We start from the raw sequence: 25,604 nt of genomic DNA, 5'->3' as shown, positions 1-25,604 counted from the left end.
GTCCTGTCTTGAGTGAGTGGCCATCGTGGCGAAGTGCCGCTCAAGACTGATTCAGCAGGGCAGGTAAAGCAAGCGTGCTCCGCCGGCCGGCGCTGGCGATGGCGTGCGGGCGCGGCGTCAGAAGCGTTCGTGTTCGCCGACAAAACGCCACTGGCCGGCCGGTAGTTTGGCCATGGACAGGCGGCCGATGCGAATGCGTTTGCAGGCAAGCACCGTCAGCCCGATGGCTTCGCAGAGCAAGCGGACTTCGCCGGGCGCGGGCTCCTTGATCACCAGGCGCAGACGGTTTTCGCTCTGCCAGCTGACCTTGGCCTTGGGCAGGATCTTGCCGCGGTGGCCAATGCCCTTGGCGAGCAGGGCCAGCCCGTTTTCTTCGGCTTCGCCGCTCACTTCGACGACGTATTCCTGCTCCAGCTTGTCGCGCGTGCTGGTGAGCAGGCGGATCACTTCACGTTGCTGGCTGAAGACGGTCAGCCCGCTGGCGTCGGCGTCCAGTGGCAGCAACAGGTTCTGCTGCAGCAGATGACGCTGCAACGCTTCATTGCGGCTGGGGTCGTCGCTCCAGTGTTCGCTGGCCTGCAGTACGCGGCGGGTGCTGTCGACGTCGGCATCGATCACCAGCCCGGCCGGTTTGTGCAGCAGCAGCGTCACAGGCGTGATTTCCTTCGCGGTAGCGCCGGCCTGCAGTTCGACACGCTGTTCAGGTAGCACCTTGATGAACGGCGCTTCGACCAGTTCTCCGTCGACCGTTACCCAACCACCCTCGATATACAGCTCGGCCTCGCGCCGGGAACAGCCGAGTTGCTCGGCGAGGCGTTTGGCAAGGCGTACGGGGTCGGTCATGGTGCGCTCGGAGACGAGAAAGGAGGGGGTAGAACGCGGCGAGCCATGATAAAGCCGGCTCGCCGAAGGCGGTTCAGATCACTTCTTGCTGATGGTGATCTGGCGGGAAGGACCGTTGGTCTGGCCACTCACACCGTTGGGGATGGTCTGGACTTCGCCGCCTGCCTTGATGAAAGCGGCCATTTGCGCAGCGAGGGACTGGCTGGTTTCGGTGGCGGGTTCGGGCTTGCGCTTGGCGCTGGTGGTTTTAGTGGCCATGGATCGCTTTTCCTTTAATCAGTCGAACCGGGCATTATACAGATTTGATCAAAATTTGTTCAGGTTTTTGCAGGCCGTCATTTCCTGAAGCGTTTTTGCAACCACTCAGCGAGCCGCCTGGTCTTCAATTAGCCGCGAAAGCGAGTTTCTCGACGCCGGATCATCACCTGAGAGGAAGACCATGCTGCGCCATGCCATTCGCACCACACTCTGTGGTTTTGCCATCGCCGCTTCGCTGCAGGCTGTCGCCGAAACTGAACGTCATTCCAGCGACGCTGGGCCGGTAACGGTCAAGGAGATCGCCAGCGGCCTTGAAAACGCCTGGGCACTGGCCTTCCTGCCGGACGGTAAGCGCATGCTGGTGACCGAACGGCCTGGCCGCCTGCGCGTGATCGGCCTGGACGGCAGCCTCTCCGAGCCACTTGCTGGCGTGCCGGAGGTCTTCGCCCGCTCCCAGGGTGGTTTGCTCGACGTGCGATTGTCGCCGGACTTCGATAAGGACCGCCTGGTCTACCTGACCTATGCCGAGGCCGGTGAGCAGGGCAAGGCTGGAACGGCGGTCGGTCGTGGCCGGCTGAGTGACGATGACACACGGCTGGAGAACTTCGAGGTTATCTTCCGTCAGCTGCCGAAGCTCTCCACCGGGGTGCACTTCGGCTCGCGGCTGGTGTTTGACGGCAAGGGACACCTGTTCGTCGCGCTCGGCGAAAACAATCAGCGGCCGACCTCGCAGGACCTCGACAAGCATCAGGGCAAGGTGGTGCGCATTGGCCTGGACGGCAGTGTGCCGGAGGACAACCCCTTCGTTGGCCAGGACGGCGTGCGGCCGGAAATCTGGTCCTACGGCCATCGCAACCAGCAGGGCGCCGCACTCAACCCCTGGAGCGGCGTGCTCTGGACCCACGAACATGGGCCGCGTGGCGGTGACGAAGTCAACATTCCGCAGGCCGGCAAGAACTACGGCTGGCCGCTGGCAACTCACGGCATCAACTACAGCCTGCTGCCGATTCCTGAAGCCGAGGGCGAAACCGTCGAGGGCACCGAGCCGCCGCACCACGTCTGGAAAAAATCGCCGGGCGTCAGTGGGATGGCGTTCTACGATGCCGAGCGCTTTCCCGGCTGGCAGCACAGTCTGTTCATCGGCGCGCTGGTGGATCAGTCGCTGATACGCCTGCAGCTCGACGGCGACCGCGTGGTTGGTGAGGAACGCCTGCTCAAGGACCTCGGTGCGCGCATCCGCGACGTACGCCTTGGGCCCGACGGTTACCTCTATGTGCTGACCGATGCGGGCAATGGCAAGTTGCTTCAGGTTGGCCTGGACACCCAGTAAGTCTCACCTGGCGGGGTTGCCGGCCCCGTCTTGCCAAGTCACGTCGCGCCAATCGCCCCTGTGCACGGAGCATTCCCGCTCGTCGCCTGTCCCACTCTCATGATGGCCAGCCCTGCTGGCCGTCGCAGTGTGGTGATTTGAATAACAAGATCGAGGGAGACAGGCCGTGGCTGTGGTCATCAGCGGAGTGTTCTGCATCATCGTCGGGCTCGCGCTCGGTGCAGGGGGAGCGAAGGTCGTCAGCCTTGGCGGTACCTGGTATTTCGCCATCGTCGCGGCAGGGTTTCTGCTGACCGGGGCCCTGCTGCTGATGCGCCGCCGCGCGGCGCTGTGGGTTTACGCGCTGCTGATGCTCGGGGCGCTCGGTTGGGCGCTGTACGAAGTGGGACTGGACTGGTGGCAGCTGGCGCCGCGCGGCAGCATCATCGCGCCGCTCGGGTTGTGGCTGCTGACGCCCTGGATCGCGCAGCGGCTGGGCTGGCAGCACTTCGGTTTTCGCGCCTGGGGCGGCGCCGCGCTGCCGCTGATGCTGGCGGTCGTGCTCTGGGGCGCGGCAGCGGTGTACGCCGTTGGGCACGACAGTCACGACATCAAGGGCATGCTGCCGCCGCCTTTGGCCGAAGCGCCGGCCATGGACCAAGCCGTGCCGACCGGCGACTGGCACGCCTACGGACGCAGCCAGCAGGGCCAGCGCTACTCGCCGCTGGCACAGATCACGCCGCACAACGTCGAGCGACTGGAGCCGGTGTGGCATTACCAGACCGGGGATCTGCGCGGTCCGGACGATCCGGATGAAACCACCTACGAAGTCACCCCGCTCAAGGTCGATGACAGCCTGTACCTGTGCACGCCGCACAATCTGGTCATCGCGCTGGATGCCGAAACCGGCGAGGAGCGCTGGCGCTTCGATCCCGAGGTGCCGCATTCGGTCAACCGCCAGCACCTGACCTGCCGCGGGCTTTCCTACCATGCAGCGCCGCCGGCGACCGAGGGCCAGGCCTGTCGGCAGCGCCTGTTCATGCCAACCGCCGATGCCAGGCTGATCGCGCTGGATGCGAAGACCGGGGAGATTTGCCCCGGCTTCGGCGACAACGGCGCGGTGGATCTCTGGGCGAACATGCCCCACGTGAAGGAAGGCTTCTACTATTCCACGTCGCCGCCGGTGGTCGCGCGTGATCGGGTGATCGTCGGCGGAGCGGTGAATGACAACGTTCGCGCCAACGAGCCGTCCGGCGTCATCCGTGCCTATGACGTCTATACCGGCGAGCTGAAATGGAACTGGGACCCGGGCAATCCGGATGAAACGGCACCGATCGCCGCCGGGCAGACCTACAGCGCGAGCAGCCCGAACAGCTGGAGCATTTCCAGCGCGGACGAGGCGCTGGGGCTGATCTACGTGCCGCTGGGCAATCAGGTGCCGGATCAGTGGGGCGGTAAGCGCAGCGAGAACAGTGAGCGTTTTTCCTCCTCAATCGTCGCCCTCGATCTGGATAGCGGCCAGCTGCGCTGGGTCTTCCAGACGGTGCGCCATGACCTCTGGGATATGGACGTGCCGGCACAGCCCAGCCTGATCGACATTCAGACCGAGAACGGCCCGGTGCCCGCGCTGGTGGCGCCGACCAAGCAGGGCGACATCTATGTACTCGACCGTCGCACGGGCGAGCCGGTCCTGCCGGTGCGCGAGGTGCCTGCACCGCAGGGCGCGGCCGAGGGTGACTGGGTCGCCAGGACGCAGCCTGCGTCGGCACTGACCTACGAGCCGCCGAAGCTGCAGGGCAAGGACCTGTGGGGTGCCACGCTGATCGACCAGATGATGTGCCACATCCAGTTCCACTCGCTGCGCTACGAAGGGCGGTACACACCGCCATCGACCCAGGGCACCCTGGTCCATCCGGGCAATTTCGGGGTGTTCAACTGGGGCGGCGTAGCGGTGGACCCGGTGCGGCAGATGGTGTTCAGCACGCCGGCCTATCTGGCCTTCACCGCGAAGCTGATTCCCCGGGAGGATGCCGAGACGACCTACGTGTCCGAGGAGGAGCCGTTCCTCAACGAGAACTTCGGCTCGCCCTTCGCCGTTGAGCTGAAGGCTTTCGTCTCGCCCATCGGCCTGCCATGCACCGCGCCGCCTTGGGGCTACGTGGCCGGCGCCGATCTGCGTACCGGCAAGACGCATTGGCTGCGCAAGAACGGCACGGTGCGCGACCGCTCGCCGATTCCGCTGCCGTTCAAGATGGGCGTGCCGAGCCTTGGCGGGCCGATGCTCACCGCCGGTGGCGTCGCGTTCCTGAGCGGGACGCTTGACTACTACCTGCGCGCCTACGATGTCAGCACCGGCCGCGAGATATGGAAAGCGCGTCTGCCGGCCGGTGGCCAGGCCACGCCGATGACCTACGAGAGCCGCTCGGGTCGGCAGATGGTCGTGGTGGTTGCCGGCGGGCATGGTTCGCTGGGCACCAAAGCCGGTGATTCGGTGATCGCCTATGCATTGCCACGCTGACAGGCGCTAGAATCGCCGCCTTTATATTCGGGACCGCCCACATGGCCGCAATCGGACGTTACAACAGCCTGCAGATCGTCAAGCACACCGGTTTCGGCCTCTATCTGGACGGCGGCCCTGACGGCGAAATCCTGCTGCCCAACCGCTACATCCCCAAGGACATGCCGACCGAGGTGGATGACTGGCTGAACGTCTTCATCTACCTCGACAGCGAGGACAAGCTGATCGCCACCACCGAAAAGCCCAAGGTGCAGGTCGGTGAATTCGCCAGTCTGAAGGTGGCCGAGATCAACCGGGTCGGATTGTTTCTCGACTGGGGACTACCCAAGGATCTGCTCTTGCCGCACTCGGAAGAGAAGCGGCCGCTGCAGGTGGGTGATTACTGCGTAGTCTACGTCTACATCGACAAGCGCACCCGGCGCATTACCGCCACGGCGCGCCTGGACCGCTATCTGGACAAGACCCCGGCGAACTACAAGGTAGGAGAAGCGGTGGACCTTCTGATCGTCGAAGCCACCGATCTCGGTTTCAAGGCGATCATCAACGGCCAGCACTGGGGCCTGATTCACAAGAACGAGGCGTTCAAGTTTCTCCGTGGTGGCATGCGCGAGCGCGGCTACATCAAGGAGCTGCGGCCCGACGGCAAGATCAGCCTGAGCCTGCAGCCGGTGGGCAGCGAAGCGACCGATGCGCTGCAGGCGTTGATCCTGCAGAAGCTGGAAGAAAACCAGGGCTCGCTGGATGTCAGCGACAAGAGCCCGGCCGAGGAAATTGCACGTCGCTTCGGCGTCAGCAAGGGCAACTTCAAGAAGGCCATCGGTGGTCTTTACAAGCAGGGCCGCATCGTCATCCACCCGGATCGCATCGAACGCGTCTGAGCCAACCCCATAGGGGTGGTCACAATGACCACCCGGTGGCCGCTACAGATCCAGATTGATCTGCCCGCTGCCGACTTCCTTTCTCAGCGACTCGCCTTTGCCCTCCGCATAGCTCAGCTGCCCGTCGACCAGGCGGGCAGGGGCGGTGAACGGGTGGGCGGCCGGCGGCTTCTCGTCCTGGATATGCAGGACTTCGATGCCGCGTATTTTCAACACGTCCGAAACCAGCGAACGATGGCAGCGCCACCAGAGCACCTCGGCGCACATCATTGCCGTGCGTCGCTGGGCCGCCATTTCCAGTAGGCGCTGCAGACCGCGGTTGAATTCATCGCTGCGCAAATGATCGGCATAGCCGCGAAAGGAGCTGTTGCGCCAGGCCAGCTTTGGCGAATCCTTCAGAGGTCGCCGTCTGCCGCCCAGCTCTTCGATCCATTGATAGTGCAGCCCGTGCGCTTCCAGACCTTCGCGCAGCGCTGCCTCGCCGAACTGCGGCAATCGCCGTGAGCCGGGAAAGCGGCGGACGTCGGCGATGGCCTCGATCTGATGGTGGCGCAGTATCTCGATCAGCTGCTCCAGGGAGCGCGTCGAGTGGCCGATGGTCCACACCGTGGCTGGCTGAGCCATGCTCAGCTCAGCTTCCTGAGTGCCGACTCTTTATGCATCGCCACATGATCGGTCTTGTCGCTCTTGATCTCGTATTGCGGGGCATCCGGGCTGGCGCGCCGTGTGCGGCCCATGAATTCGGTGTCCGCTGTGTGCACGCGGGTGATGTGACCGCTGACCCGTCCCGCTTCCGAGTTCCAGCTGACGTGATCGCCCACTTTGTACTTATGGCTCATGGTGCCTCCGTTTCGTCGTTCGGTAAGGCATCCGACAGCCATATGCCGACGAAGATCGGTTACTTCCGGCCGCTGGTTCCTCATCCCTAACAGACGGCTATCAGCTCCTCCGCTATATACCGTTCGTCGGCAAGCTCGATAGCGGTTAATCCCTCTTAAGACCTCGGAAGTTCAAAAAGCCGACGCTTATTTTGGCGCCAGACAACCAACTAGGGCGGTTAAACGTAATATCAATTCGACAGCTATCGCCATATGAGTAATGGCAACTTAATGTTATTTGCTCTATATGGCGTTTTTCTGGCGATCTATTACTGGCAAAAAAATTTCCATTAATTTTTGGAACCTATTATAAAGCCGCCACGCAAGACGATTTGCCGGTTTGTTCAGGGGGTGGACGGCGGGAAATTTCTTGTTGAACGGTTCGTTTGTTGTGACACCGCGGCCCTCCTCAAGAGCAACGCCCCACGACTTATCGACCTCCCGTCACTTTTTAAAGGCTCGGCCTTTGAAGTAGTAAGTTCCGGAGAGACTCAATGTCCACCAACCTGTTTTCCGGTGCCCGCAAGGCACTCGTCGCTTCCATCGCCGCCGCTGTTCTTCTGGGTGGTGTCACTGTTGTCACCACGCCTTATGCCGCTGCATCCACAGTTGCCGCTGTATCGGTTTCCGCCAAGATCAACGCGTTCACCAACACCGATTGGCTGAACGGTGTCTGGCGCACCGGCGCCGGCTTCTCGATCCCGGCCACCTCGGCAAACCGCACCGCGTTCGTGGCCGGCGTTTCGGTACGACTGGCAGACGGTCAGGTACGCAAGATCAGCCGCGCGCAGATCGTCGGCAGCAACATGAGCATCTTCCTGGAAGGTGCAAAGCTGGACGGCAACAAGGTTGGCGCACCGCAGGTGGTCACCATCGGTAGTACGGCCGTTACGGCGCCGATAACTTCCACCGCCCCGGTCACTTCACCGACTACCGTCGCTGCACACTCGACCAGCATCAATGCATTCACCAATACCGATTGGCTCAATGGTGTATGGCGCAAGTCGCCGGGCTTCTCCATTCTAGCAAGTGCTGCCAACAAGGCCGCTTTCAAAGTTGGTGCGTCGGCAAAACTGGCAGATGGCCAGGTCCGCAAAGTTACCCAGGTGCAAGTTGTCGGCGCAAATATGAGCGTCTATCTCGAGGGTGCGGCAGTTAACGGGAGTGTGGTCGGCGCACCCAACAAGTTATCGCTGGCGACAACCTCTACTACCAGCCCGGCTCCGGCGCCTACTGCTCCGACTAACTCAGTCATTGCGACCAGTAACCTGAACAACTACACCAATACTCATTGGCTGAACGGTATGTTCCGTACTGCTGCCGCCTTCTCTATTCAGGCAAGCAGCGCCAACGTGGCAGCGTTCAAGACTGGCGCTGTGGTGAAGCTCGCTGACGGCCAGACCCGCAAGGTGCTGCGCACTCAGCTGGTTGGCAGCAACATGAGCGTCTTTCTCGATGGCGCTGTGATCAATGGCACCACGCTGGGTTATCCGAAGACCATCTCGGTAGTAAGCACATCGACCAGCTCTCCGTCGTCTCCGGCTCTGACTACTCCGCCAGTGGAAGCAGCACCGGCTCCGGCGCCTGCGCCTACCGCACCTGACACCACCAACGGCAAGCCGCTGCTGGTCGGCGTCAACCTGTCCGGCGCAGGCTTCGGCCCGTCGGTTGTTCCGGGCAAGCATGGCACCAACTACACCTACCCGGCCGAGTCTTACTACAAGAAGTACTCCGACCTGGGCATGCCGCTGGTTCGCCTGCCGTTCCTCTGGGAGCGTATCCAGCCCAAACTGAACTCTCCGCTGAACGCTGAGGAGTTCGCCCGCCTGAAGCAGTCGCTGGACTTCGCGCAGAAGCACAACGTCAAGGTGATTCTCGACCTGCACAACTACTACCGTTACTACGGCAAGCTGATCGGCTCCAAAGAAGTGCCCATCAGTTCCTTCGCTGCGGTGTGGAAGCAGATCGTGCAGCAGGTGGTCAACCATCCTGCCGTCGAGGGCTACGGCCTGATGAACGAGCCGCACTCCACCAACGGGCTCTGGCCGCAAGCTGCCCTGGCTGCTGCTCAGGCAATCCGCACCGTCGACTCCAAGCGCTGGATCTACGTAGCGGGCGATCGCTGGTCGAGCGCCTTCCACTGGCCGCACTACAACACCCAGCTGGTCACCAACCCGTGGATGCGTGATCCGAAGAACAACCTGGTTTATGAAGCGCACATGTACGTGGACAAGGATTTCTCGGGCAACTACTTCGACAAGGCCGAGAAGTTCGACCCGATGATTGGTGTCAATCGCGTCAAGCCCTTCGTCGACTGGCTCAAGCAGAACAAGCTGCGCGGCTACATCGGTGAGCATGGCGTACCGGACTTCTCGCCCTCGGCCATCGTCGCTACCGACAACCTGCTGGCTTACCTGCGTCAGAACTGCATCCCGAGCACCTACTGGGCTGCCGGTCCCTGGTGGGGTGAGTACGCCATGTCGCTGGACGTGAGCAGTGGCAAGTACCGTCCGCAGCTGCCGGTTCTGCAGAAGCACGCCAAAGCCGCAAACAGCTGCACCAGCATCGGTCCGCTGTAACGACACCATCCAAACAAGAACGGGCCCCAAGGGCCCGTTTTTGCGTTCCTATACTGTATTGGCTGATTACAGCTCGTCGGCTCGCTGTGACGGGGTGATCGCCAACGAGCTGACCCGATGGTCACCATCGCTGTCGTTCCCGCCGTTCCGCTTGTTCGACCTTCGCATTCCCCCAAGCCAAGCTGCATGCCGGCTGCGCGCCAATCGCGGGCAGATCGCCACCAGATCTCGCTGTTTCACGTCCTCCCTTCCTGCAGTGCGGCATAGCTGACCTCGGTTCTCGAAGCCCCGTACCGCTTGGCCAGAAACACGGAACTCGAAAATTTGGGTCCGGTCACCATTTATGTGCGTACTGAAATCGCACAGCCGCGGAACCCCGCACTGCTGTGCTTCACGGACCGTGGTCATCCGGCCAAACCCTATGACCCTATAAAGGTGGACAAAATGACGACACCCGATGAAGAGATCACAGGTTACGGCGGCCCAGCCAGAACCGACGCCAACGCGCAGTCAACGAGCGCTCCCGCTCAGCCCACCGGCCAGACCGGCCAGGCTGGCACCACGCAGGCAAGCAGCTCCGCTTCCGCTCCGAGCGCCGAGGAACTCAAGGCAAAGGCGCGCGAAGCCGGCGAGCAGGTGAAGAACCAAGGCAAGGCTCAGCTGGACAGCTACCGCGGTACGGCCGCCGATGAGCTGGAAAAGGTTGCTCAGAGCGCCAAGGCAGCAGCGGCAGAACTTGAAAACCAGGATCGCACTGGCCTTTCCCATTACGTCTCCGACATGGCGCAGAGCATGGTCGACTTGGCCGACAATTTGCGCGGCAAGAGCGTCGATGAGCTGGTGGGCGAGGTGAACCGTCTGGCTCGCAACAATCCCGGCCTGTTTATCGCCGGCAGCGTTGCACTTGGCTTCGGCCTGACTCGTTTCGCCCGCGCTTCCAGCCATCGCGCTGAATCCGCAACGCGTGAACCGACGACCGATTACGGCCATTCCGACGCCAGTCGCCCGCATCCGACTTCGCCGCTCGGGGTGCCGGCAGACGTGACCGCCGAGACGCTGCCGAGCCAGTCCGAACTGGACTCGCGTATTTCCAGTGGCGCACCGGGCAGTACCGTCGGCAGCGTAAGCAATGCCGGCATGGCGCCGAACACGGGTAGCACCAATGGCGTGGGCAGCAACGGTGTTGGCAGCACTGGCAAAGGCACGAACGGAGGGCTTAATCGATGAACGAACAACGCAACCTCAATACGCCTTACGAACCCGGCAACCCCGAGCACGATAACTCGGTCGGCGGTTTGCTACGGCAGCTGACCCGCGAAGTGCCGTCGCTGTTCACCAAGGAACTGGCGCTGGCCAAGGCCGAGCTGAACGAATCGCTGCGTGCCACCAAGGCAGGCGCTGCCAGCGTCGCAACCGGCGGTGCGGTGCTCCTGGCTGGCTTCATCATCCTGCTGATGTCGGCGGTCTACTTCCTCAGCACCATGATGGAACCCTGGCTCGCCGCGTTGATCGTCGGCGTGGTCGTGGTGGTCATCGGCATGATCATGGTCTCGGCCGGCAAGAAGAAGTTCGAAGCCTCTTCGTTCAAACCCGACCGCACCATCCATTCGCTGCAGAAGGATAAAGAAGTCGTAAGGGGGCACGCATGAGCACGCATAACCAGGTAGACGTAGAAGCACAAAAGGACCCCGATACGCTGGAGCGCGAGATCGACCAGCAGCGCTCCGAGATCGGCAACATCGTCCACGCGCTGGAAAGCAAGCTCTCCCCGGGGCAGATGATCGATACCGCGCTCGGCTACGCCAAAGGCGGGGGTGGCGAGTTCCTGCATAACCTCACCGATACCGTTAAGGCCAATCCGGTACCGACGTTGCTCACCTCCGTCGGCCTGGTGTGGCTTATGGCCGGGCAGAATCGCCGCCCGGACTATAGCGACAGCGCTTCGACCGGTCCGTCGATGACCGACAAGCTCGCCGCCAAGGCCTCTGGTCTAAAGCAGCAGGGCACCGGCATCAAGGACAAGGCGGCGCAGATGAGCCATAGCGCCTCCAGCTCACTGGGCAATGCCCGTCATCGCGTCGGTGACTCCAGCCGGCACGCCGCGGAAAGCCTGCGGCACACCGCAGACCGTGCGCGCGGCGGGTTCACTCAGCTGCTCAACGAGCAACCGCTCGCATTGGGCGCCATGGGCATCGCCCTCGGCGCGCTGCTGGCGGCCTCGGTTCCACCGACCCGTCGTGAAGACGAACTGATGGGCCAGAAGAGCGACGAGCTGACCGGCAAGATCAAGGACAAGGCCCGCGAGGGCTATGCGATTGCCAGCGCCGAAGGCGAGCAATTGGCCGGCCAGGTCAAGCACGACCTGGAGCGTGACCACGGCCAGCCTGCGTCGCGGCCGCACTGATCGCCCGATGCGGATTGCAGCATCGAGGGCGATGCGCGCGGACTTGAGTCCAACCGCAGAACCCCCGATAATCCGCGGCCTGGCGCCGGTGTAGCTCAGTAGGTAGAGCAGCGCATTCGTAATCGGTGCACTTTGTCTCGATAAATCGGCTGTAAGCCTTGCGACACTAGGCTTGCAGCCGATTCGATTCGAAACAAGGGAGCGTCCCAAACACGAATTGAACAACACCGACAGCCGATGCCGCTTTAGCTCATCTGGTAGAGCACATCATTCGTAATGATGGGGTGGCCCGTTCGAGTCGGGCAAGCGGCACCATGTTGTCGATAAAAGGCCACCTGAAAAGGGTGGCCTTTTTGCTTTCAGCCTCGACAGCCACGGCGGTGGCCGACATTGCGGCCTTCGGTCTCCTCAGGTCGCGTGTGGCGCTTGCGGAGCAGCTTCGCCTGACGCTGAGCCATCAGAGCTGTTTCGACACGACAGACGAGCGCCTGGACGGCCGGAAAAGTGTTGGTTTTCACCTAGATCATTTAGTGAGATATTTGGCTCGTCGACGGCAATCGTCGATAAGGCTTTTGGCGGCCTACATTGAGCCGAGTCCCTCCCTGGATGACAACGGGGGTTAGGGTCCGATCTGCGGCGATACGGCTGCGGATGTCCCCCATGATAGTTCCGTCATGTTGGGAATCCGAGAGCCGCAGATATGACATACGAACCGAAGAAACTCACCTCCGAGGCGCTGGCCGAGCTCCACACTCTCCATGATGAAGCCCTTGTGACCGCTACGGAGGCTGCCGCCTTTCTGCGAGTCGCTTACGGCACCCTCGCTTGGTATCGCTGCCAGGGGGGTGGCCCTGAATACGGCCGCATCGGCGGGAAAAGCGTCCGTTATCGAATGGGCGACCTCCGCGAATATGCGAAGCGCCAACGTATGAGCGATAGCCTTCAGCGCACTGCAATGGCGATGCAAGCTGGCCGTGCCAAGCGGAAAGGGGGTGGCCAATGAGCATGCAAAAAGAAGCCCGCGGGCAAGGCGGGCTGCAGGAGAGCACATCAAAGGGGACTTACGGAAGCAATGATGCCGCCGCACTTCCTCGAACGACACCACTGTTTGATGTCGATTGTCTGATCCGCGCTGGGCTGACTTTGATTCCCCTTCATCGCTGGGATGCCAAGGACGCAAGGGGGCGCCCTCGGGGTAAGTCGCCTGTGGACGGCGCCTGGCAGGTGAAAGATTACGAAAACCGTGCAGTGCTGGAGCGCGCAAAGGAAGCCGGCTTGAACGTAGGCGTGCGACTGCCTGCAAGTTGGGTCGTCCTTGATGTGGACCCACGGAACTTCGAAGACGGCGTTGATAGCCTCGCGAAGTTGGTGGCTGACACAGGTGTCGACCTGTCTACTGCGCCGCACGTCATCACGGGCTCAGGCGGCCACCATTATTACTTCCGCAAGCCTGAAGACCTTTCGCTCATGGACAGCCTGGAGAACTATCCGGGGATCGAATTTAAGAGTCTCGGCCGTCAAGTGGTGGCTCCTGGCTCAATCCATCCGTGCGGCAAGCGCTATGAGTGGGACGACCTTACGCCCCCGCCCATCGAAGCGCCTCAAATGCCGGAATCGCTACTTTCTTTGGCGAAGCGGCCTGTCAGGGCACACGGAGAGGCTGCAGGTTATGGCGAATTGACACCCGAGATGCTCGCCGAGACGCTGGACCAACTTGACCCACACGCATTTGATGAGCAGGAAAAATGGCTGATGTTAATGATGGCCTGTCACCACGCAACGGCTGGCGAAGGTCGTCAGGAGTTTATCGACTGGTCCACACAGGCCGCAGGGTATGAAGACCACGCCTACCTGATTGGTCGGCGGTGGGATTCATTGCACGCAAATCCCACTAGCGGGCAGCGCGGCCGCCCCGTGACCATCAAATATTTGCATAAGGTAGTCCAAGATGCCGGAGGCGCCGTCGCATGTCCGAAGCCAGAGGACGAGTTCGATGTGGTCGCCGTCGAGGAGGACGAAAAACTGCCGCGGCTGGAGCGGCTGAAAAACGGAAGGATTGTTAGCAACTTCCCAAACTGTCTCAAGCTGGTTCGTCATATCGATAAGCAGCTGGGGCTTGTATTCGACGAGTTCGGGGGCGGGTTCCATCTTGTCGCTCCGCAGTTGCCGTGGGATGTCGACGTCGGTCGCAGGCTCAACGATGATGTGGTGCGTTGCATTCGGCAGTTCCTTGTAGAGAAAACAGGGGCCAACTGGACGAAGGATGACGTGCTTGAAGCTGTAATGACGGTCGGTCGCGAGAACTCAAGGCACCCAGTGCGCGACTACCTCACGGGCCTTACATGGGATGGTGTGCCTCGCCTGGACTCACTGCTGGTCAAGTATGCCGGCGCCGCGGATAACGGCTATGTGCGAGCTATCGCAGCGAAGATGATGATTGCTGCGGTGAAGCGGGTAAGGGCTCCCGGCTGCAAGTTCGATAACGTGGTGGTGCTTGAAGGCTCCCAAGGGTGTGGAAAGAGCACCTTTGTAAAGATGCTCTCTCCTCATGTGGAATGGTTTTCTGATTCTCCCATCGGAAACACCGAATCGAAGGACGCAGCGCTATCGCTTCAGGGCCATTGGCTCATCGAGCTGGGCGAAATGTCGGTGCTTTCTAGGTCAGGAGTGGAGTCGCTCAAGGCGTTCGTATCCAGCAGCGTCGACTACGTTCGTCGCCCTTATGGCCGGCTCCACGAGGAACTGCGTCGGCAGTGCATTTTCATCGGCACCACCAATCAGGGAAGCTACCTGAAAGACCAGACAGGGAATCGTCGCTTCTGGCCTGTAGAGGTCGGAGCGATTGACTTGGCAGCGCTGCAAGCTGATCGCGATCAGCTTTGGGCTGAGGCAGCAGTTAGGGAAGAGCAAGGCGAATCTCTGTTCTTGCCACAGGAGCTTTGGGAAGTAGCCGAGACTGAACAGGAGCAGCGCCTCACCGAAGACCCTTGGGCCGATACGCTCCGTCACTTCCTGGACGGCGGCGAGAGGTGGGATGACGTTCAGCAAACGACTGTAGAGGCGGAGCCGCTACAACGGGTGCATTCATCCTCTTTGCTCACCGACGTTTTGGGTATTCGCACCTCGGATCAAACGCCTGCGCATTCGCAGAGGCTGCGAGTCGTTATGGAGAAGACCTTGGGTTGGAAGCACAAACCGAATATCCGCGTGGACAATAAACAGGGCCGGGGCTACCAGAGGAAGTAATTACGGCCACGGGCGTTGCTCTCGCTGCTACCCCTCGAAATTGAGAGCAACGCCCGAAAGCCTTGCGGCACTAGCCTTGTTGCTCTGTTGCTATTGTTATTACTATTTATATATAAGCTAGTAAAGAGCAAACATAAATATCGACTCAGAAATGCCGTGGCCGGAATTTGGTATTTATATTCAGTGTATCACCAGGATATATAGTGAGGCGCTGCAGCAGCAGCAACACAGCAACGATCCTTATACCGCAAGGCTTTCGGACGATGCGGAGCGATAACGAGGGCAGCATCAGTAGCATCAGTTAGTCTCACCTCCTAGAACAAACCACCCGTGGCCGACCATAGTGGGGAGTCGGTTACTCTATGGGTGTTTGTGCAATTCTCCCTCCTGCTCAATAAGCCTCCTCACCGAAGCGCTATAAATAATGTCCTCTCTCCCGTGCCAGGCCTTGCCCTCACGCGCGTAGAGTCGGCCGCCTAATCAATGATCTGCGCGCCCCTCAATCTAAGCTGTTGTTTCCCATCGATATATAAGGGCATGCCCGCGCGTATAAACACGGCACGATAACTTTTAAAACCAGTTAACTGAGGTCGTGCCATGACCATTAAGAAGTTCACTCCTGAAGTTCAGGACCTGTTTATTCAGATACTTGAAGACACCGCATCGCCTAAACAGGCGGCAGCCGCGTGTGGCATCTCTCGTACTCTGGCATTCGAGTACAGGAAGAACGACCTAGAGTTTCGCCGCCGTTGGGAACAGGCAATTGATGTCGCGATGGACGCCCTGTTGGACGAAGCCTATCGACGCGCCTGCATCGGGGTGGAAGAGCCTGTTATTTACCAAGGCCAAGTTTCCATGACTCGCGATGCAACTACCGGTGAAGAGCGCCCGCTGACTATGCGGAAACATAGTGATCGCCTCCTGGAAGTGATGCTCAAGTTCCGCTATGGCGACCAGCTAGCCGACCGACTCCGCGTGAAGGTAGATGACACAGGCCTCAGCGCCGATGCGCTCCTGAAGATGAGGTGTTCGGAAAGCTGATTGCCACTATTTCGATACTATACAAAGCGCTGGGGCTCCTGTCTCCAGGCTTTCGCAGCATGATGGAGGCTCGTATATAAGGAGGATCGTCATGGACCTTGAAAGCATGAGCATGTCCGAGCTGCTGGATATCCACAACGAGCTGGCCGACACGAAGGCGGGACCGAAGACATTCGCGTCCAAAGCGAAGCTGATCGAGCGAATAACCAAGACGGCCGAGGCGAAAAGCATCGACCTGGGCTCTTTCAGGCAGCGTAGCGAGCCTGAGGTAGCCGTCAGGGATGCAGAGCAACAGACCGAGCGCACCGAAGCGCCAGAGGCTACGACAGAGACAAAGCCGAAGCGCGGCAAAGGCGTGGGTGACCTCGCCCGAGCACTCATCATGGATGAAGCCGGCTATCCCTATCAGCTGATCGCAGCAATGGTAAACGTCCAGGTGGACGGCGCTTCGGCATCACCTAAGTCGGTTGCATGGTATGCCAGCAAAATGCGAAAGGCTGGCATCGACGTGCCCGCCAGGAAGAAGCACTTCTCCGCTGACTTGAACGAAGAGGATTCGGCGGAGTGGCTGGCAGGTGTGACGGTCACGCCACCCGCCGAGTGAATGTTTCTGCCGTGGAAAAACAAAAGGCCTCCACCCCGGAGGCCTTGTTGTTTCAGCAGCTTAGAGAGCGTTGGCGCCTAATTTCTGGTTAGGCAGCCTTCTGTTCAGCTGCCGCCTCTTTGAGCACTGGTGGCCATACACCGGGCGTCCATTGCAGCCCGAGGCGTTCGAGAATGTGCCTAGAGGCCTTCTCCTGATAAGGCCGTAGGTGTTCAGGCCCTACATGGATGTAACCCATCGTCACGTTGCTCGCCGCATGGTTGAGCAGGTATTTCAGTTCCAGCAAGGGCACGCCTGACTCAACAGCCAAGGTGGAGAACACATGCCGCAGGGCATGACCTGTCAGTCCATTCAGCTCGTGTTGCGCAACCTCGGTGACGTGCCCCGACTTCGAGTCCGAAGGGAAGAGCCACTTTGTCTTGCGATCAATGCGAGGCGCTTCGGTAGCCCGATGGCCGAGCAGGTCCTTTAATGGGCCGGACAGGGGCAGGTCGAATGCTCGATTTGTGCCCCCTTTAGGGTTGGGCACATGCAGGCATCCATCGGACAGGTGCTCAAGGCGAGCTTCGCAGGCTGAGGTCCGACGCATGCCGCTCAGCAGCATGAACAGATGAAGGTCTCGCCTCACTGGGTTCAGCTCCAGGACGGCTTTGCCCCACTCTTTAAGCTGTTCCGCGTTGGCATCCACCTTGCGACGCCTCAGCCCGTGGTAGTCCACGTTCAAGCAAGGATTGGCCGGAAGGTCGGGATGCTCGCGAAGGCCTCGGTTATAGAGGGCGCGGAAGATGCGGAAAACATTGTCTGCCGATGGGGCGCCATTCTCTTTGGTGATCCGCTTGTGCCGCTCCCTGACAGCGGCCCTGTTGCTGCCAATATCGGCCAGTGGCCTATCCAACCAGTCGGAGAGGTATTGCTCGCAGTTGTATCTGTAATCCGAGGCAGTGCGAGGGGAGAGGGTAATCCACCCATTTTTAGTACTCACCAGAAGTAGAGGTCAGGCCGCGAGGGCCAACTTCTGTTTGGGGGTGATGCCTCCCAGGGCCATATTTGGTCGCTCATGATTGTATGTCCAGATCCATCGTGTGGCGTGTTCTTGCACCTCAGCGATGGACTCGAACAGGTAATGCCCCAGCCAGTCATAACGTACCGTGCGGTTGTAGCGTTCGACGTAGGCATTCTGCTGGGGATTGCCGGGCTGGATATGTTCTAGGCGGATGCCATGCTTCTCTGCCCACAGCACAAGCTTGCTGCTGATGTATTCCGGGCCGTTGTCACTGCGAATCGACCGGGGTTTGCCACGCCATTCGATCACCTGATCCAGCGCACGCACCACCCGCTCTGCTGGCAGTGATAGGTCTATATCCATGGCCAGGGCTTCGCGGTTGAAGTCGTCGATCAGGTTAAACAGGCGGAAGCTGCGACCGTCTGCCAGTTGGTCATGCATGAAGTCCATCGACCAACAGTGATTGATCGCCTCCGGCACAGCCAGAGACTCGGGCTTCTCACGCACGATGCGTTTGCGCGGCTTGATTCGCAGGTTCAGCTCCAGCTCGCGATAAATCCGGTACACCCGCTTGTGATTCCAGCGGTGGCCTTTCACGTTGCGCAAATACAGGAAGCACAGGCCGAAACCCCAGTTGCGCTGGTTGTGCGTAAGCCGGATCAGGTGGTCGGCGATCTCGGCATTTTCCGAGGACAACCGTGGCTGGTAGCGATAGCAGGTGACGCTAACCCCGAAGGCCTGGCATGCCAGCTTGATGCTAGCTCGACCAGAGCGAACTGCACGCTGCGCCATCTCTCGCCGCCGAGATGGCTTCACCACTTTTTTGCCATCGCTTCCTGGATGATCTCGGCCTTCAGGCGCTCTTCGGCGTACATCTTCTTGAGGCGACGGTTCTCATCCTCCAGTTCGCGTAGCCGGGCCATCAATGAAGCGTCCATGCCACCGAACTTGGCGCGCCACTTGTAGAAGGTTGCCGAACTGATGCCATGCTCGCGGCAAAGCTCAGGGACTGGGCTGCCGGCTTCGGCCTGCTTGAGGATAGCGATGATCTGGCTGTCCGAAAAACGCGATGTCTTCACGCAAAATTTCCTTGATCCGATTAGGAGAAAATTCTACTTCTGACGAGTACTGATTTCAGGGTGGATTTGCCGTCAGAGATGGATGGTCGCCCAGCTTGACCCTAACCTGCTTCCCGTTGACGAGGCTTTGGACATAGAAGCCTTTCTTGCTTTTAGAGACGATAAGGTAGAAACCGCGCAGTTCTGGGTCCGCATACAGGGTGGTCTTATCAGTTACCGCCGAAACACGTTCGACCAGGGCTTGGGTGATTTTGGCTTTCATTAATAGGTGCTCCGAACAAAGCATAAACACGCTTTTTTGCCCCATGAAACCTGTGTTCAGGCCAGGCAAAACAAGCTCGAAACCTTATTAAGTCGAGCATTTTCAATGCTGTAAGCGATTTTCCGTTCTAATTTTTGCTTCGAACCAAATCTTCACAAAAGTGACGCGCGCCGATTCGTAATGCGAAGGTCGCAGGTTCGACTCCTGTCTCCGGCACCAATGAAATCAAAGGGTTAGCTTCGGCTAGCCCTTTTGTTTTTGGGCCGGTGTCCCCGAAATGCCCGGCCGGTGGTGTTGCAGGGAAGTGCGGGGCGCAGCCATACAGGCTGCGCCCTTATTCGTTACAGCGTGATCGCTATGCCGGCCTGGAGCGTGCGGGGGGCGCCCGGGTAGGCCCAGATGTTGCCCCAGGCGCGCTCTTCGTACTCTTCGTCGAACAGGTTGTTGAGGTTCAGGTTCAGGCGAACCCGTTCGGTCAGCGGGTAGTAGGCGAGCAGGTCGACCGTGGTGTAGGCGTCCATGTCGAACGCGGTGCTGGTGGCGCCGCCCTTGCGGTCGCCGACGTACTTGACGCCCATGCCAACGCCGAGCCCGGCCAGCGGACCTTCGGCGATTTCGTAGGTATCCAGCAAATTGAAGCTGTGGCGCGGCACGTTGGCCAGGCGCGTGCCGGTCGGCATCGATGCGCTCGAGCTTTCGGTGACTTCGGCATCGACGTAGGCGTAGCCGCCGATCACGCGCCATTGCGGGGTGATGTTGCCGGCCACGCTGATGTCGAAGCCGCGGCTGCGCGCTTCGCCGGCAGCAACCTGGTAATTGCTGTCGAGCGGATCGCTGGTCAGCACGTTTTCCTTGGTGATGTGGAACAGCGCCGCGGTGACGCTGAGGTCGTGCTCCGGCAGCTCGTACTTGATGCCGACTTCGTGGGCGATGCCTTTTTCCGGGTCGAACGCCTGGCTGCTGCGGTCGGCGCCGCGGTTGGGCTTGAACGAGCGCGAGGTGTTGGCGTAGACGGCCAACTCCTCGGTCAGGTCGTAGATCAGCCCGAAACGCGGGGAAACTGCGTTGTGCGCCTGGTCCCAGCTGCCGGCGGGGGTGAGCTTGTTTTCATAGCGCTGTTCGAAGCGTTCCAGACGCGCGCCGACCTGCGCTGTCAGGCGCTCGGTGAGGGCGATCTGGTCCTGCAGGAAGAACGCGTAGGACTTCAGGTTTTCGTCATCGTAGGTCGTGGTGCGGGTCAGCGCCGGCAGCGGCTGGCCGTAGACCGGATCATAGAGGTCGATCGGGAAGTCGCTGGTCGCACCACCCGAGCGATCGATCTGGGAGTCGTAGTTGAAGTCGTCGAATTCCACACCGAGCAGCAGTGTGTGGGCCAGACCCGCGGCATCGAAGCGACCTTTCAGATTGGCCTGCACAGCCAGGTCGTTCCAGTTCAGCCAGCGCTCGCTGTAGTTGCGTCCGACCGTGCGGCCATCGGCGGCCAGGCCATTGTTCTCCACCGCGCCGCCGTCCAGGCTACCGTCGAGGTACTGGATGCCGCCGCGCAGCATCCACTGGCTATCCAGCTGGTGCTCCAGGCGCAGTTGCGTGGTGGCGTTCTGGTTGGTCAGCTTGCCGGCACTTTCCTCCCCGAGGAAGCGATCGCGCGACAGGTCGCCGGCCTGGTTGGGGTAGCGGGTAAGACCACGGTCCATGGGGTGGCGGTTGTGCAGATAGTCGCCTTCGAGGATCAGCGCGGTGTCGTCGCTGAGCTGCCAGCGCAGCACTGGCGCGATGTTGTAGCGCTCACTTTCGACGTGATCGCGGAAGCTGTCGCTGCCTTCGGCGACCAGGTTGAGGCGATAGGTAAACGCGGCGCTCTCGTCCAGTGCGCCGGTGGTGTCCAGTGTGCCGCGGCGCAGGCCGTCGGTGTTCACCTGACTGCCGAGTACCGTGCGCCGCTCCGCCTGCGGCTGCTTGCTGACGATGTTGAAGGTGCCACCCGGATCGCCGCGACCGTACAGCATCGAGGCCGGGCCGCGTAGCACTTCGATGCGTTCCAGCGTGTTGGCGTCGGGCATGTTGGGGTAGCCACGGTTCACCGCGAAGCCGTTGCGGTAGAACTCCCGGGTGCTGAAGCCGCGCACCAGGAATTCGGTCAGGCCCTGGCCGCCGAAGTTGTTGCCGCGCTCCACGCCGCCGGCGTAGTCGAGCGCATCTTCCAGGCGCGTTGCGCCGATGTCTTCGACGACCTGCGCTGGGACCACGCTGATCGACTGCGGGGTTTCGTGGATCGCGGTGTCGGTGCGGGTGGCGCTGGCCGAGCGGGTTGCCCGGTAGCCCTGCACAGGCCCGTCGGCGCGCTCGGCCGATGCGGTGACCTGCATCTCCTCCAGTGCCAGCGGTTCAGCAGGCGGTTCGTCGTTGGCTGAAACCACGGCAGGGCAAGTGAGGGCGGGAATCGCGAGCATCGGGAGGAGAAGGCGCCGCATCGAATGATCCTTGAGGGAAGGGAGCGAGGGCGGGCATCCTAATCTCAACGAAAACTATTATCAAATAGAAGGTAATCTCAACTGCTGTGCGCTACGGCTGGTTGCGACAGGGCGCAGTGGGCGCAGATCGAGCGCGTGGCGACAGGCACCCAGCGTGCCGCGCAGCGCAGGTGAGCGGCGGCTGCCAAGCGGCTCGGGGGTCACATCTGGCGGCTGCTCGGCGCTCAGTTGGAAGCGAGGACGACGCGGTCGCGGCCGGCTCTCTTCGCTTGGTACAGCGCTTCGTCCGCGGCTTTGAACGTCGCGTCGGGCGACGCATAGCGGTCACTGCAGGCGATGCCGATGGAGGCCGTCACCGGTACGCCAGTCGGGCTTGCGGTTTGCCGCAGGCGGGCGAGCAGGCGTTCTGCCGCAATGCTGGCGCCGGCGGCGTCCGTCTCGGGCAGCAGCATGAGGAATTCTTCACCACCCATGCGGCACAGCACGTCAGTGGGGCGCGAGCATTCCTTCATGATCTCGGCAAGAAAACGCAGCACCGCATCGCCCACGTCATGGCCGTGCTGGTCGTTGACCTGTTTGAAGTGATCGATATCCAGCGTCACTGCCGCGTAGTGCTGGTCGAGCAGGTCGAACTGCTTGAGTGCCAGCTCGAGGCCGCGGCGGTTACGCAGGCCGGTCAGCGGGTCAGTCATGGACGCCGCTTCCAGCGCGCCCATCTTCTGCTGCAATAGCGACACGCCTGCGAGCATCGCGACCTTCAATCGCGAGACCTCGAAGTACCAGGAATTGACTGTCGAGATACGGGCGGCGGCTTCCGGTGCACCCCAGTGTTCGGCGGTGTCGGCCAGGGCGCGAATGGGCCTGGAGATGAGTCTGGACAGCCACCAGAACACCGCGAGCGAGATAAGCGTGAACGGCACTGCGTTGAGCAGCGTGGTCCGTGCCAGCTGTTCGAGCTTCGCGGTGATGGCAGCGGTCGGGCGCTGGGCGATGATGCCCCAGCCGGTGCTCTGCATGGGCGCGAAGCCGGCGAGCATGTCCACGCCGAGCGTATTGATGACGCGCTGGCTGCCCTCCTGGCCCGACAGCACCTGCCGGACCACCACATTGCTCGATACGTTCTGGCCGACCCGCTTGCCGTCTTCGTGGAAGATCAGTCTGCCCTGGGTGTCGACCACGTACAGGTAGGAGCCGTCGCGGTAGTAATGCACACCTAGCAGGCCGTGCAGTGCGTTGCGCTCGCGCAGGAACAGCGAGGCGCTGATATAGCCGAGGTAGCTGCCATCGGGGGCGAAGATGGGATGGGTTACCGCGATAAGGTAGGTGCCGTCGGTGGCGACGTAAGGATCGCTGATCAGCGGCTTGCGCTCTTGCAGCGCACGCATCGCGCCTGTGCTGTTGACCTTGAGCCCGACCAGGCCGGCGCTTTCCGGTGACGCCGAGACGATCTCCCCGGCGGCGCTGACGATTACAGTCCGGCTGAACTGCTCGCTCTTGAGCTTGAGTCGTTCGGTCTCGTTGTCACGCGCGATCGGGTCGGCGAAGCGCGTCGACAGCTCTTCTGCGGCATAGGCGAGCTCGCGACGGCTATTAAGGAAGAACTGATCGGTGGTGTCGGCGAGCTTGCGCGCATAGGCTCGGTTTGCTTCGAGCGTCTGCTCGAACAGTTGGTCGCGCTGTGAGCTGTAGCCGGCAAAGAAGCTGTTACCGAAGGTCAGCAACCCCGCGACGAGCGCTAGCAGCAGCGTGAGTTTCTGTAGATCCAGCCGGGGCATGAAACGCGATTCTCCGATGCGTGCTTGGCATGCGCCAATGGAGGTTGCTGTCGGGCTTCAGGGCAAGCGGAAGCCAAAGGGCCAGGAATGATACAGGCAGCGTGCGGCGGCGAGTGGCTTCTCATACACATAGTGCTGGCGGCCTGCTCTGGGTCAATCGCCTGTTGCCGTTACAACTATCGCAGTGTGGCAAATGAGAGGTGCGGGTGTTCTTCCTGATCTGGGCGGCAGCTCGGGCCCCATGTGCTGTGACGGCCAGCGCAGCTTGGCGGAGCCGATAACTGGCGCTGCCTTGCCTGGCTCTGCCTGTGCTGAACATGATGGTTGTTGCTCTGGGCGGTGGTGAGCTGACTACGAAACAGGCCCGCTGATGCGGGCCTGTTTCATTCGAGCTGGCCGATGTGGCTTCAGCCCTGGTGATAGCTCGGCGCAAGCTTGTAGACCGAGGTATCCAGCCCCTCGAAACGCGCTTTCAGTTGCAGTGCCAGGTAAAGCGAGTAGTGCCGTGACTGGTGCAGGTTACCGCCGTGGAACCAGAGGTTCTGCTGCTGGGTGGGCTTCCACATGTTGCGCAGCTCGCCTTCGTACGGGCCCGGGTCCTTGGTGGTGCCGGAGCCGAGGCCCCAGCAGCGCCCGACCTTGTCCGCGACGTCCTGGGAGATCAGCCGCGCCGCCCAGCCGTTCATGGAACCGTAGCCGGTGGCGTAGACGATCAGGTCGGCCGGCAGGCGGCTGCCATCGTTGAGTACCACGGCATCCGGCTCGATGTGATCGACGCCGAGGCCGGGTCCGCTTTTCAGCTTGATGGTGCCGTCGGCGATCAGCTCGCAGGCGCCGACGTCGATGTAGTACCCCGACCCGCGGCGCACGTACTTGAGGAACAGACCGGATTCGTCATCGCCGAAGTCGAGCATGAAGCCCGCCGCGGCCAGGCGATCGTAGAAGGCCTTGTCGCGTTCCTTGACCTGCTCGAAGGCCTGGCGATGGAACTGCGGCAGCACCTTGTAGGGGATCGAGGCGAACAGCATGTCGGCCTTGTCGGTGGTCAGTCCGCTCTCGAGCGCATCCTCCGAATAGAGTGGGCCGAAGACCACCTCCATCAAGGTGTCGGAGCGCACGATATGGGTGCTGGAGCGCTGCACCATGGTGACGTCCGCGCCGTTTTCCACCAGGTCTGCACAGATGTCGTGAGCCGAATTGTTGGCACCGATGACCACCGCGCGCTTGCCGCGCCAGGCGTCGCCGCCGGGATGCTGGCTGGAATGGTGCTGCTGGCCGGCAAAGGTTTCCGCACCCGGATAGACCGGCACGTTGGGCACACCGGACATGCCGGTGGCGAGGATCAGCTGCGCGGGCCTGAGGGTCATCGGTTTGCCATCGCGCAGCACTTCGACCGTCCAGCGGCCCTCGGCTTCGTCGAAGCTGGCCTTCACGCATTCGGTTTTCGCCCAGTAATTCAGCTCCATGACCTTGGCGTACATCTCCAGCCAGTCGCCGATCTGGTCTTTGGGTGTGAAGATTGGCCAATGGTCGGGGAAGGGCAGGTAGGGCATGTGGTCGTACCAGACCGGGTCGTGCAGGCACAGCGACTTGTAGCGTCCGCGCCATTGATCGCCGGGGCGCTCGGCCTTGTCGACGATCAGCGTCGGCACGCCGAGGCACTTGAGCCGCGCGCCGAGGCCGAGGCCGCCCTGGCCGCCGCCGATGACCAGGCAATAGGGCTGTTCCGTGATGCCCAGCGCGGCTTCCTCGTCGCGGCGCTTTTCCAGCCAGTTGCGCTTGTCGGCCAGGCCGTGGCCGTGTTCGGCGCCCAGTGGCCGGCGGCGTCCGAGCGGTTCCTCGTGCCCCTTCAGCTCGCGCATGGTGGTCAGCAGCGTCCAGCACAGGCCGTCCTTCAGACGCACATAACCTTTGCCGCGGGCGACGTCGGTTTCCAGGCTGATCCAGCCTTCGAGCACGCCGTCGGTCAGGCTCGCCTCGCCTTCGAGCTTCCAGTTGTCCGGCTGGGTGGCTTGCAGGCGGCTTTCCAGCATGTCGCGAATGTCGGTCTTGCCTTCGAGGGTGATCAGGTTCCAGCTGAACAGCACTAGGTCACGCCAGTGGCAGTCGTCGGCGAATAGCTCAAGCGTGCCATCGACGTCGCGTTGCGCCAGGCGCTGGCCGAGGCGTTCGACCCAGGCGGCCAGTTGTTCGGTAGGTGAGCGGGTGTCGGTGGTCTGGCGGTCACCGCCGAGGTCGCTGCCGTTATCGGTTTTCAGATCGAAGGGAACGTCGTTGCTGGGACGCATGGTGGTTCTCCTGGTCATTGTTGTTATTCACGGGGATACCGTGCTTGCAGCAGAGCAAGCGGCGGGCCAGTAAGCGGCGCGCCGCGTCGTATCTGGCTTGGAGTCGTATCGGGACTGCCCGGTCGAGGCTGCGCTGTGCCATCCCTGGCGCGGCGGGGGTGACACTCT

General features: G+C 61.3%; 21 protein-coding genes and 1 tRNA gene. 12 read left to right on the top strand and 10 right to left on the bottom strand.

Going from position 1 to position 25,604, the window contains the following annotated elements:
- Window positions 1-117: 117 nt before the first annotated feature.
- Together RT582_RS04610 and RT582_RS04605 are read right to left on the bottom strand one after the other, a co-directional pair.
- Window positions 118-843 carry an RNA pseudouridine synthase gene (locus RT582_RS04610; RefSeq protein ID WP_042926141.1) on the bottom strand — a complete coding sequence of 242 codons (726 nt, stop codon included), beginning with the start codon at window positions 841-843 and terminating at the stop codon, window positions 118-120.
- Between the two features lie 78 nt (window positions 844-921).
- Window positions 922-1,101, bottom strand: a complete 180-nt coding sequence (locus tag RT582_RS04605) for a hypothetical protein (RefSeq protein WP_014819814.1) — start codon at window positions 1,099-1,101, stop codon at window positions 922-924.
- Window positions 1,102-1,282: 181 nt separating this feature from the next.
- Here RT582_RS04605 and RT582_RS04600 point away from each other — a divergent pair, with 181 nt between their 5' ends.
- The 3 genes from RT582_RS04600 (at window position 1,283) to RT582_RS04590 (ending at window position 5,806) form a co-directional block, all read left to right on the top strand.
- Window positions 1,283-2,431 (top strand): PQQ-dependent sugar dehydrogenase, encoded by a 1,149-nt coding sequence (locus RT582_RS04600; protein WP_313476734.1) that lies wholly within the window; start codon window positions 1,283-1,285, stop codon window positions 2,429-2,431.
- A 166-nt stretch (window positions 2,432-2,597) separates the two neighbouring features.
- Complete coding sequence (locus RT582_RS04595; RefSeq protein WP_313476732.1) at window positions 2,598-4,928, top strand: glucose/quinate/shikimate family membrane-bound PQQ-dependent dehydrogenase; 2,331 nt, start codon at window positions 2,598-2,600, stop codon at window positions 4,926-4,928.
- A gap of 41 nt (window positions 4,929-4,969) precedes the next feature.
- Window positions 4,970-5,806 (top strand): CvfB family protein, encoded by an 837-nt coding sequence (locus tag RT582_RS04590; protein WP_179484541.1) that lies wholly within the window; start codon window positions 4,970-4,972, stop codon window positions 5,804-5,806.
- 42 nt (window positions 5,807-5,848) lie between these two features.
- On the opposite strand, the gene RT582_RS04585 is transcribed toward RT582_RS04590, so the two are convergent.
- Both RT582_RS04585 and RT582_RS04580 read right to left on the bottom strand, forming a co-directional pair.
- Window positions 5,849-6,430, bottom strand: a complete 582-nt coding sequence (locus RT582_RS04585) for a DUF488 domain-containing protein (RefSeq protein ID WP_230355555.1) — start codon at window positions 6,428-6,430, stop codon at window positions 5,849-5,851.
- Window positions 6,431-6,432: 2 nt separating this feature from the next.
- Complete coding sequence (locus tag RT582_RS04580; RefSeq protein ID WP_003301215.1) at window positions 6,433-6,645, bottom strand: DUF2945 domain-containing protein; 213 nt, start codon at window positions 6,643-6,645, stop codon at window positions 6,433-6,435.
- Window positions 6,646-7,178: 533 nt separating this feature from the next.
- On the opposite strand from RT582_RS04580, the gene RT582_RS04575 reads away from it, so the two are divergent.
- The 9 genes from RT582_RS04575 to RT582_RS04535 all read left to right on the top strand — a co-directional run bounded on the left by RT582_RS04575 (window position 7,179) and on the right by RT582_RS04535 (window position 16,558).
- Window positions 7,179-9,263, top strand: coding sequence for a glycoside hydrolase family 5 protein (locus RT582_RS04575; protein ID WP_313476729.1), 2,085 nt, complete (start codon window positions 7,179-7,181; stop codon window positions 9,261-9,263).
- Between the two features lie 444 nt (window positions 9,264-9,707).
- On the top strand, window positions 9,708-10,490 hold the full coding sequence (locus RT582_RS04570) for a hypothetical protein (RefSeq protein WP_313476874.1): 783 nt from the start codon (window positions 9,708-9,710) through the stop codon (window positions 10,488-10,490).
- On the top strand, window positions 10,487-10,912 hold the full coding sequence (locus RT582_RS04565; RefSeq protein ID WP_014819822.1) for a phage holin family protein: 426 nt from the start codon (window positions 10,487-10,489) through the stop codon (window positions 10,910-10,912). The genes RT582_RS04570 and RT582_RS04565 overlap by 4 nt, the downstream gene beginning before the upstream one ends.
- Complete coding sequence (locus RT582_RS04560; RefSeq protein WP_313476727.1) at window positions 10,909-11,667, top strand: DUF3618 domain-containing protein; 759 nt, start codon at window positions 10,909-10,911, stop codon at window positions 11,665-11,667. The genes RT582_RS04565 and RT582_RS04560 overlap by 4 nt, the downstream gene beginning before the upstream one ends.
- 239 nt (window positions 11,668-11,906) lie before the next feature.
- A tRNA-Thr gene (locus RT582_RS04555) sits at window positions 11,907-11,982 on the top strand.
- 385 nt (window positions 11,983-12,367) lie between these two features.
- Window positions 12,368-12,670, top strand: a complete 303-nt coding sequence (locus tag RT582_RS04550; RefSeq protein WP_313476724.1) for a helix-turn-helix transcriptional regulator — start codon at window positions 12,368-12,370, stop codon at window positions 12,668-12,670.
- Entirely contained in the window at window positions 12,667-14,913 is a 2,247-nt protein-coding gene (locus RT582_RS04545) for a VapE domain-containing protein (protein WP_313476722.1), read from the top strand. Before RT582_RS04550 ends, RT582_RS04545 begins: the two co-directional genes overlap by 4 nt.
- Window positions 14,914-15,510: 597 nt before the next feature.
- Window positions 15,511-15,954 (top strand): hypothetical protein, encoded by a 444-nt coding sequence (locus RT582_RS04540; protein WP_313476720.1) that lies wholly within the window; start codon window positions 15,511-15,513, stop codon window positions 15,952-15,954.
- 91 nt (window positions 15,955-16,045) lie between these two features.
- The gene (locus RT582_RS04535) at window positions 16,046-16,558 is read left to right on the top strand and encodes a hypothetical protein (protein WP_313476717.1); all 513 of its coding nucleotides are present in this window, start codon (window positions 16,046-16,048) and stop codon (window positions 16,556-16,558) included.
- A gap of 88 nt (window positions 16,559-16,646) precedes the next feature.
- Here the strand turns inward: RT582_RS04535 and RT582_RS04530 are convergent, their stop codons facing one another.
- The 6 genes from RT582_RS04530 to RT582_RS04505 form a co-directional block, all read right to left on the bottom strand.
- The gene (locus RT582_RS04530) at window positions 16,647-17,540 is read right to left on the bottom strand and encodes a tyrosine-type recombinase/integrase (protein WP_313476716.1); all 894 of its coding nucleotides are present in this window, start codon (window positions 17,538-17,540) and stop codon (window positions 16,647-16,649) included.
- Between the two features lie 12 nt (window positions 17,541-17,552).
- Window positions 17,553-18,640, bottom strand: a protein-coding gene (locus RT582_RS04525; protein WP_085988588.1) for an IS3 family transposase whose coding sequence is annotated in 2 segments (ribosomal slippage) — window positions 17,553-18,388 and window positions 18,388-18,640 — 1,089 coding nt in all. Because the reading frame shifts where the segments join, the coding sequence is not laid out codon by codon here.
- A 55-nt stretch (window positions 18,641-18,695) separates the two neighbouring features.
- Window positions 18,696-18,902: a hypothetical protein gene (locus RT582_RS04520; protein WP_313476713.1), complete on the bottom strand. Its 207-nt coding sequence runs from the start codon at window positions 18,900-18,902 to the stop codon at window positions 18,696-18,698.
- Window positions 18,903-19,243: 341 nt separating this feature from the next.
- Window positions 19,244-21,373, bottom strand: a complete 2,130-nt coding sequence (locus RT582_RS04515) for a TonB-dependent siderophore receptor (RefSeq protein ID WP_313476711.1) — start codon at window positions 21,371-21,373, stop codon at window positions 19,244-19,246.
- Window positions 21,374-21,597: 224 nt separating this feature from the next.
- A complete protein-coding gene (locus RT582_RS04510) occupies window positions 21,598-23,148 on the bottom strand; it encodes a sensor domain-containing diguanylate cyclase (RefSeq protein ID WP_278400233.1) in 1,551 nt (516 codons plus the stop codon).
- A gap of 407 nt (window positions 23,149-23,555) precedes the next feature.
- Window positions 23,556-25,436: an NAD(P)/FAD-dependent oxidoreductase gene (locus RT582_RS04505; RefSeq protein WP_313476708.1), complete on the bottom strand. Its 1,881-nt coding sequence runs from the start codon at window positions 25,434-25,436 to the stop codon at window positions 23,556-23,558.
- Window positions 25,437-25,604: the final 168 nt, after the last annotated feature.

This window comes from Stutzerimonas kunmingensis, assembly GCF_032106285.1.
GTDB classification, from domain to species: domain Bacteria; phylum Pseudomonadota; class Gammaproteobacteria; order Pseudomonadales; family Pseudomonadaceae; genus Stutzerimonas; species Stutzerimonas kunmingensis_B.
The sequence above is the reverse complement of the archived record's forward strand: the minus strand, read 5'-3'. Positions and strand labels throughout refer to the sequence as shown.

Coding starts and splice junctions, on each gene's coding strand:
- RT582_RS04610 (WP_042926141.1), bottom strand. CDS start 843: ATGACCGACCCCGTACGCCTTGCCAAACGCCTCGCCGAGCAACTCGGC.
- RT582_RS04510 (WP_278400233.1), bottom strand. CDS start 23,148: ATGCCCCGGCTGGATCTACAGAAACTCACGCTGCTGCTAGCGCTCGTC.
- RT582_RS04600 (WP_313476734.1), top strand. CDS start 1,283: ATGCTGCGCCATGCCATTCGCACCACACTCTGTGGTTTTGCCATCGCC.
- RT582_RS04520 (WP_313476713.1), bottom strand. CDS start 18,902: ATGAAAGCCAAAATCACCCAAGCCCTGGTCGAACGTGTTTCGGCGGTA.
- RT582_RS04565 (WP_014819822.1), top strand. CDS start 10,487: ATGAACGAACAACGCAACCTCAATACGCCTTACGAACCCGGCAACCCC.
- RT582_RS04535 (WP_313476717.1), top strand. CDS start 16,046: ATGGACCTTGAAAGCATGAGCATGTCCGAGCTGCTGGATATCCACAAC.
- RT582_RS04550 (WP_313476724.1), top strand. CDS start 12,368: ATGACATACGAACCGAAGAAACTCACCTCCGAGGCGCTGGCCGAGCTC.
- RT582_RS04545 (WP_313476722.1), top strand. CDS start 12,667: ATGAGCATGCAAAAAGAAGCCCGCGGGCAAGGCGGGCTGCAGGAGAGC.
- RT582_RS04575 (WP_313476729.1), top strand. CDS start 7,179: ATGTCCACCAACCTGTTTTCCGGTGCCCGCAAGGCACTCGTCGCTTCC.
- RT582_RS04590 (WP_179484541.1), top strand. CDS start 4,970: ATGGCCGCAATCGGACGTTACAACAGCCTGCAGATCGTCAAGCACACC.
- RT582_RS04560 (WP_313476727.1), top strand. CDS start 10,909: ATGAGCACGCATAACCAGGTAGACGTAGAAGCACAAAAGGACCCCGAT.
- RT582_RS04505 (WP_313476708.1), bottom strand. CDS start 25,436: ATGCGTCCCAGCAACGACGTTCCCTTCGATCTGAAAACCGATAACGGC.
- RT582_RS04515 (WP_313476711.1), bottom strand. CDS start 21,373: ATGCGGCGCCTTCTCCTCCCGATGCTCGCGATTCCCGCCCTCACTTGC.
- RT582_RS04585 (WP_230355555.1), bottom strand. CDS start 6,430: ATGGCTCAGCCAGCCACGGTGTGGACCATCGGCCACTCGACGCGCTCC.
- RT582_RS04540 (WP_313476720.1), top strand. CDS start 15,511: ATGACCATTAAGAAGTTCACTCCTGAAGTTCAGGACCTGTTTATTCAG.
- RT582_RS04605 (WP_014819814.1), bottom strand. CDS start 1,101: ATGGCCACTAAAACCACCAGCGCCAAGCGCAAGCCCGAACCCGCCACC.
- RT582_RS04570 (WP_313476874.1), top strand. CDS start 9,708: ATGACGACACCCGATGAAGAGATCACAGGTTACGGCGGCCCAGCCAGA.
- RT582_RS04580 (WP_003301215.1), bottom strand. CDS start 6,645: ATGAGCCATAAGTACAAAGTGGGCGATCACGTCAGCTGGAACTCGGAA.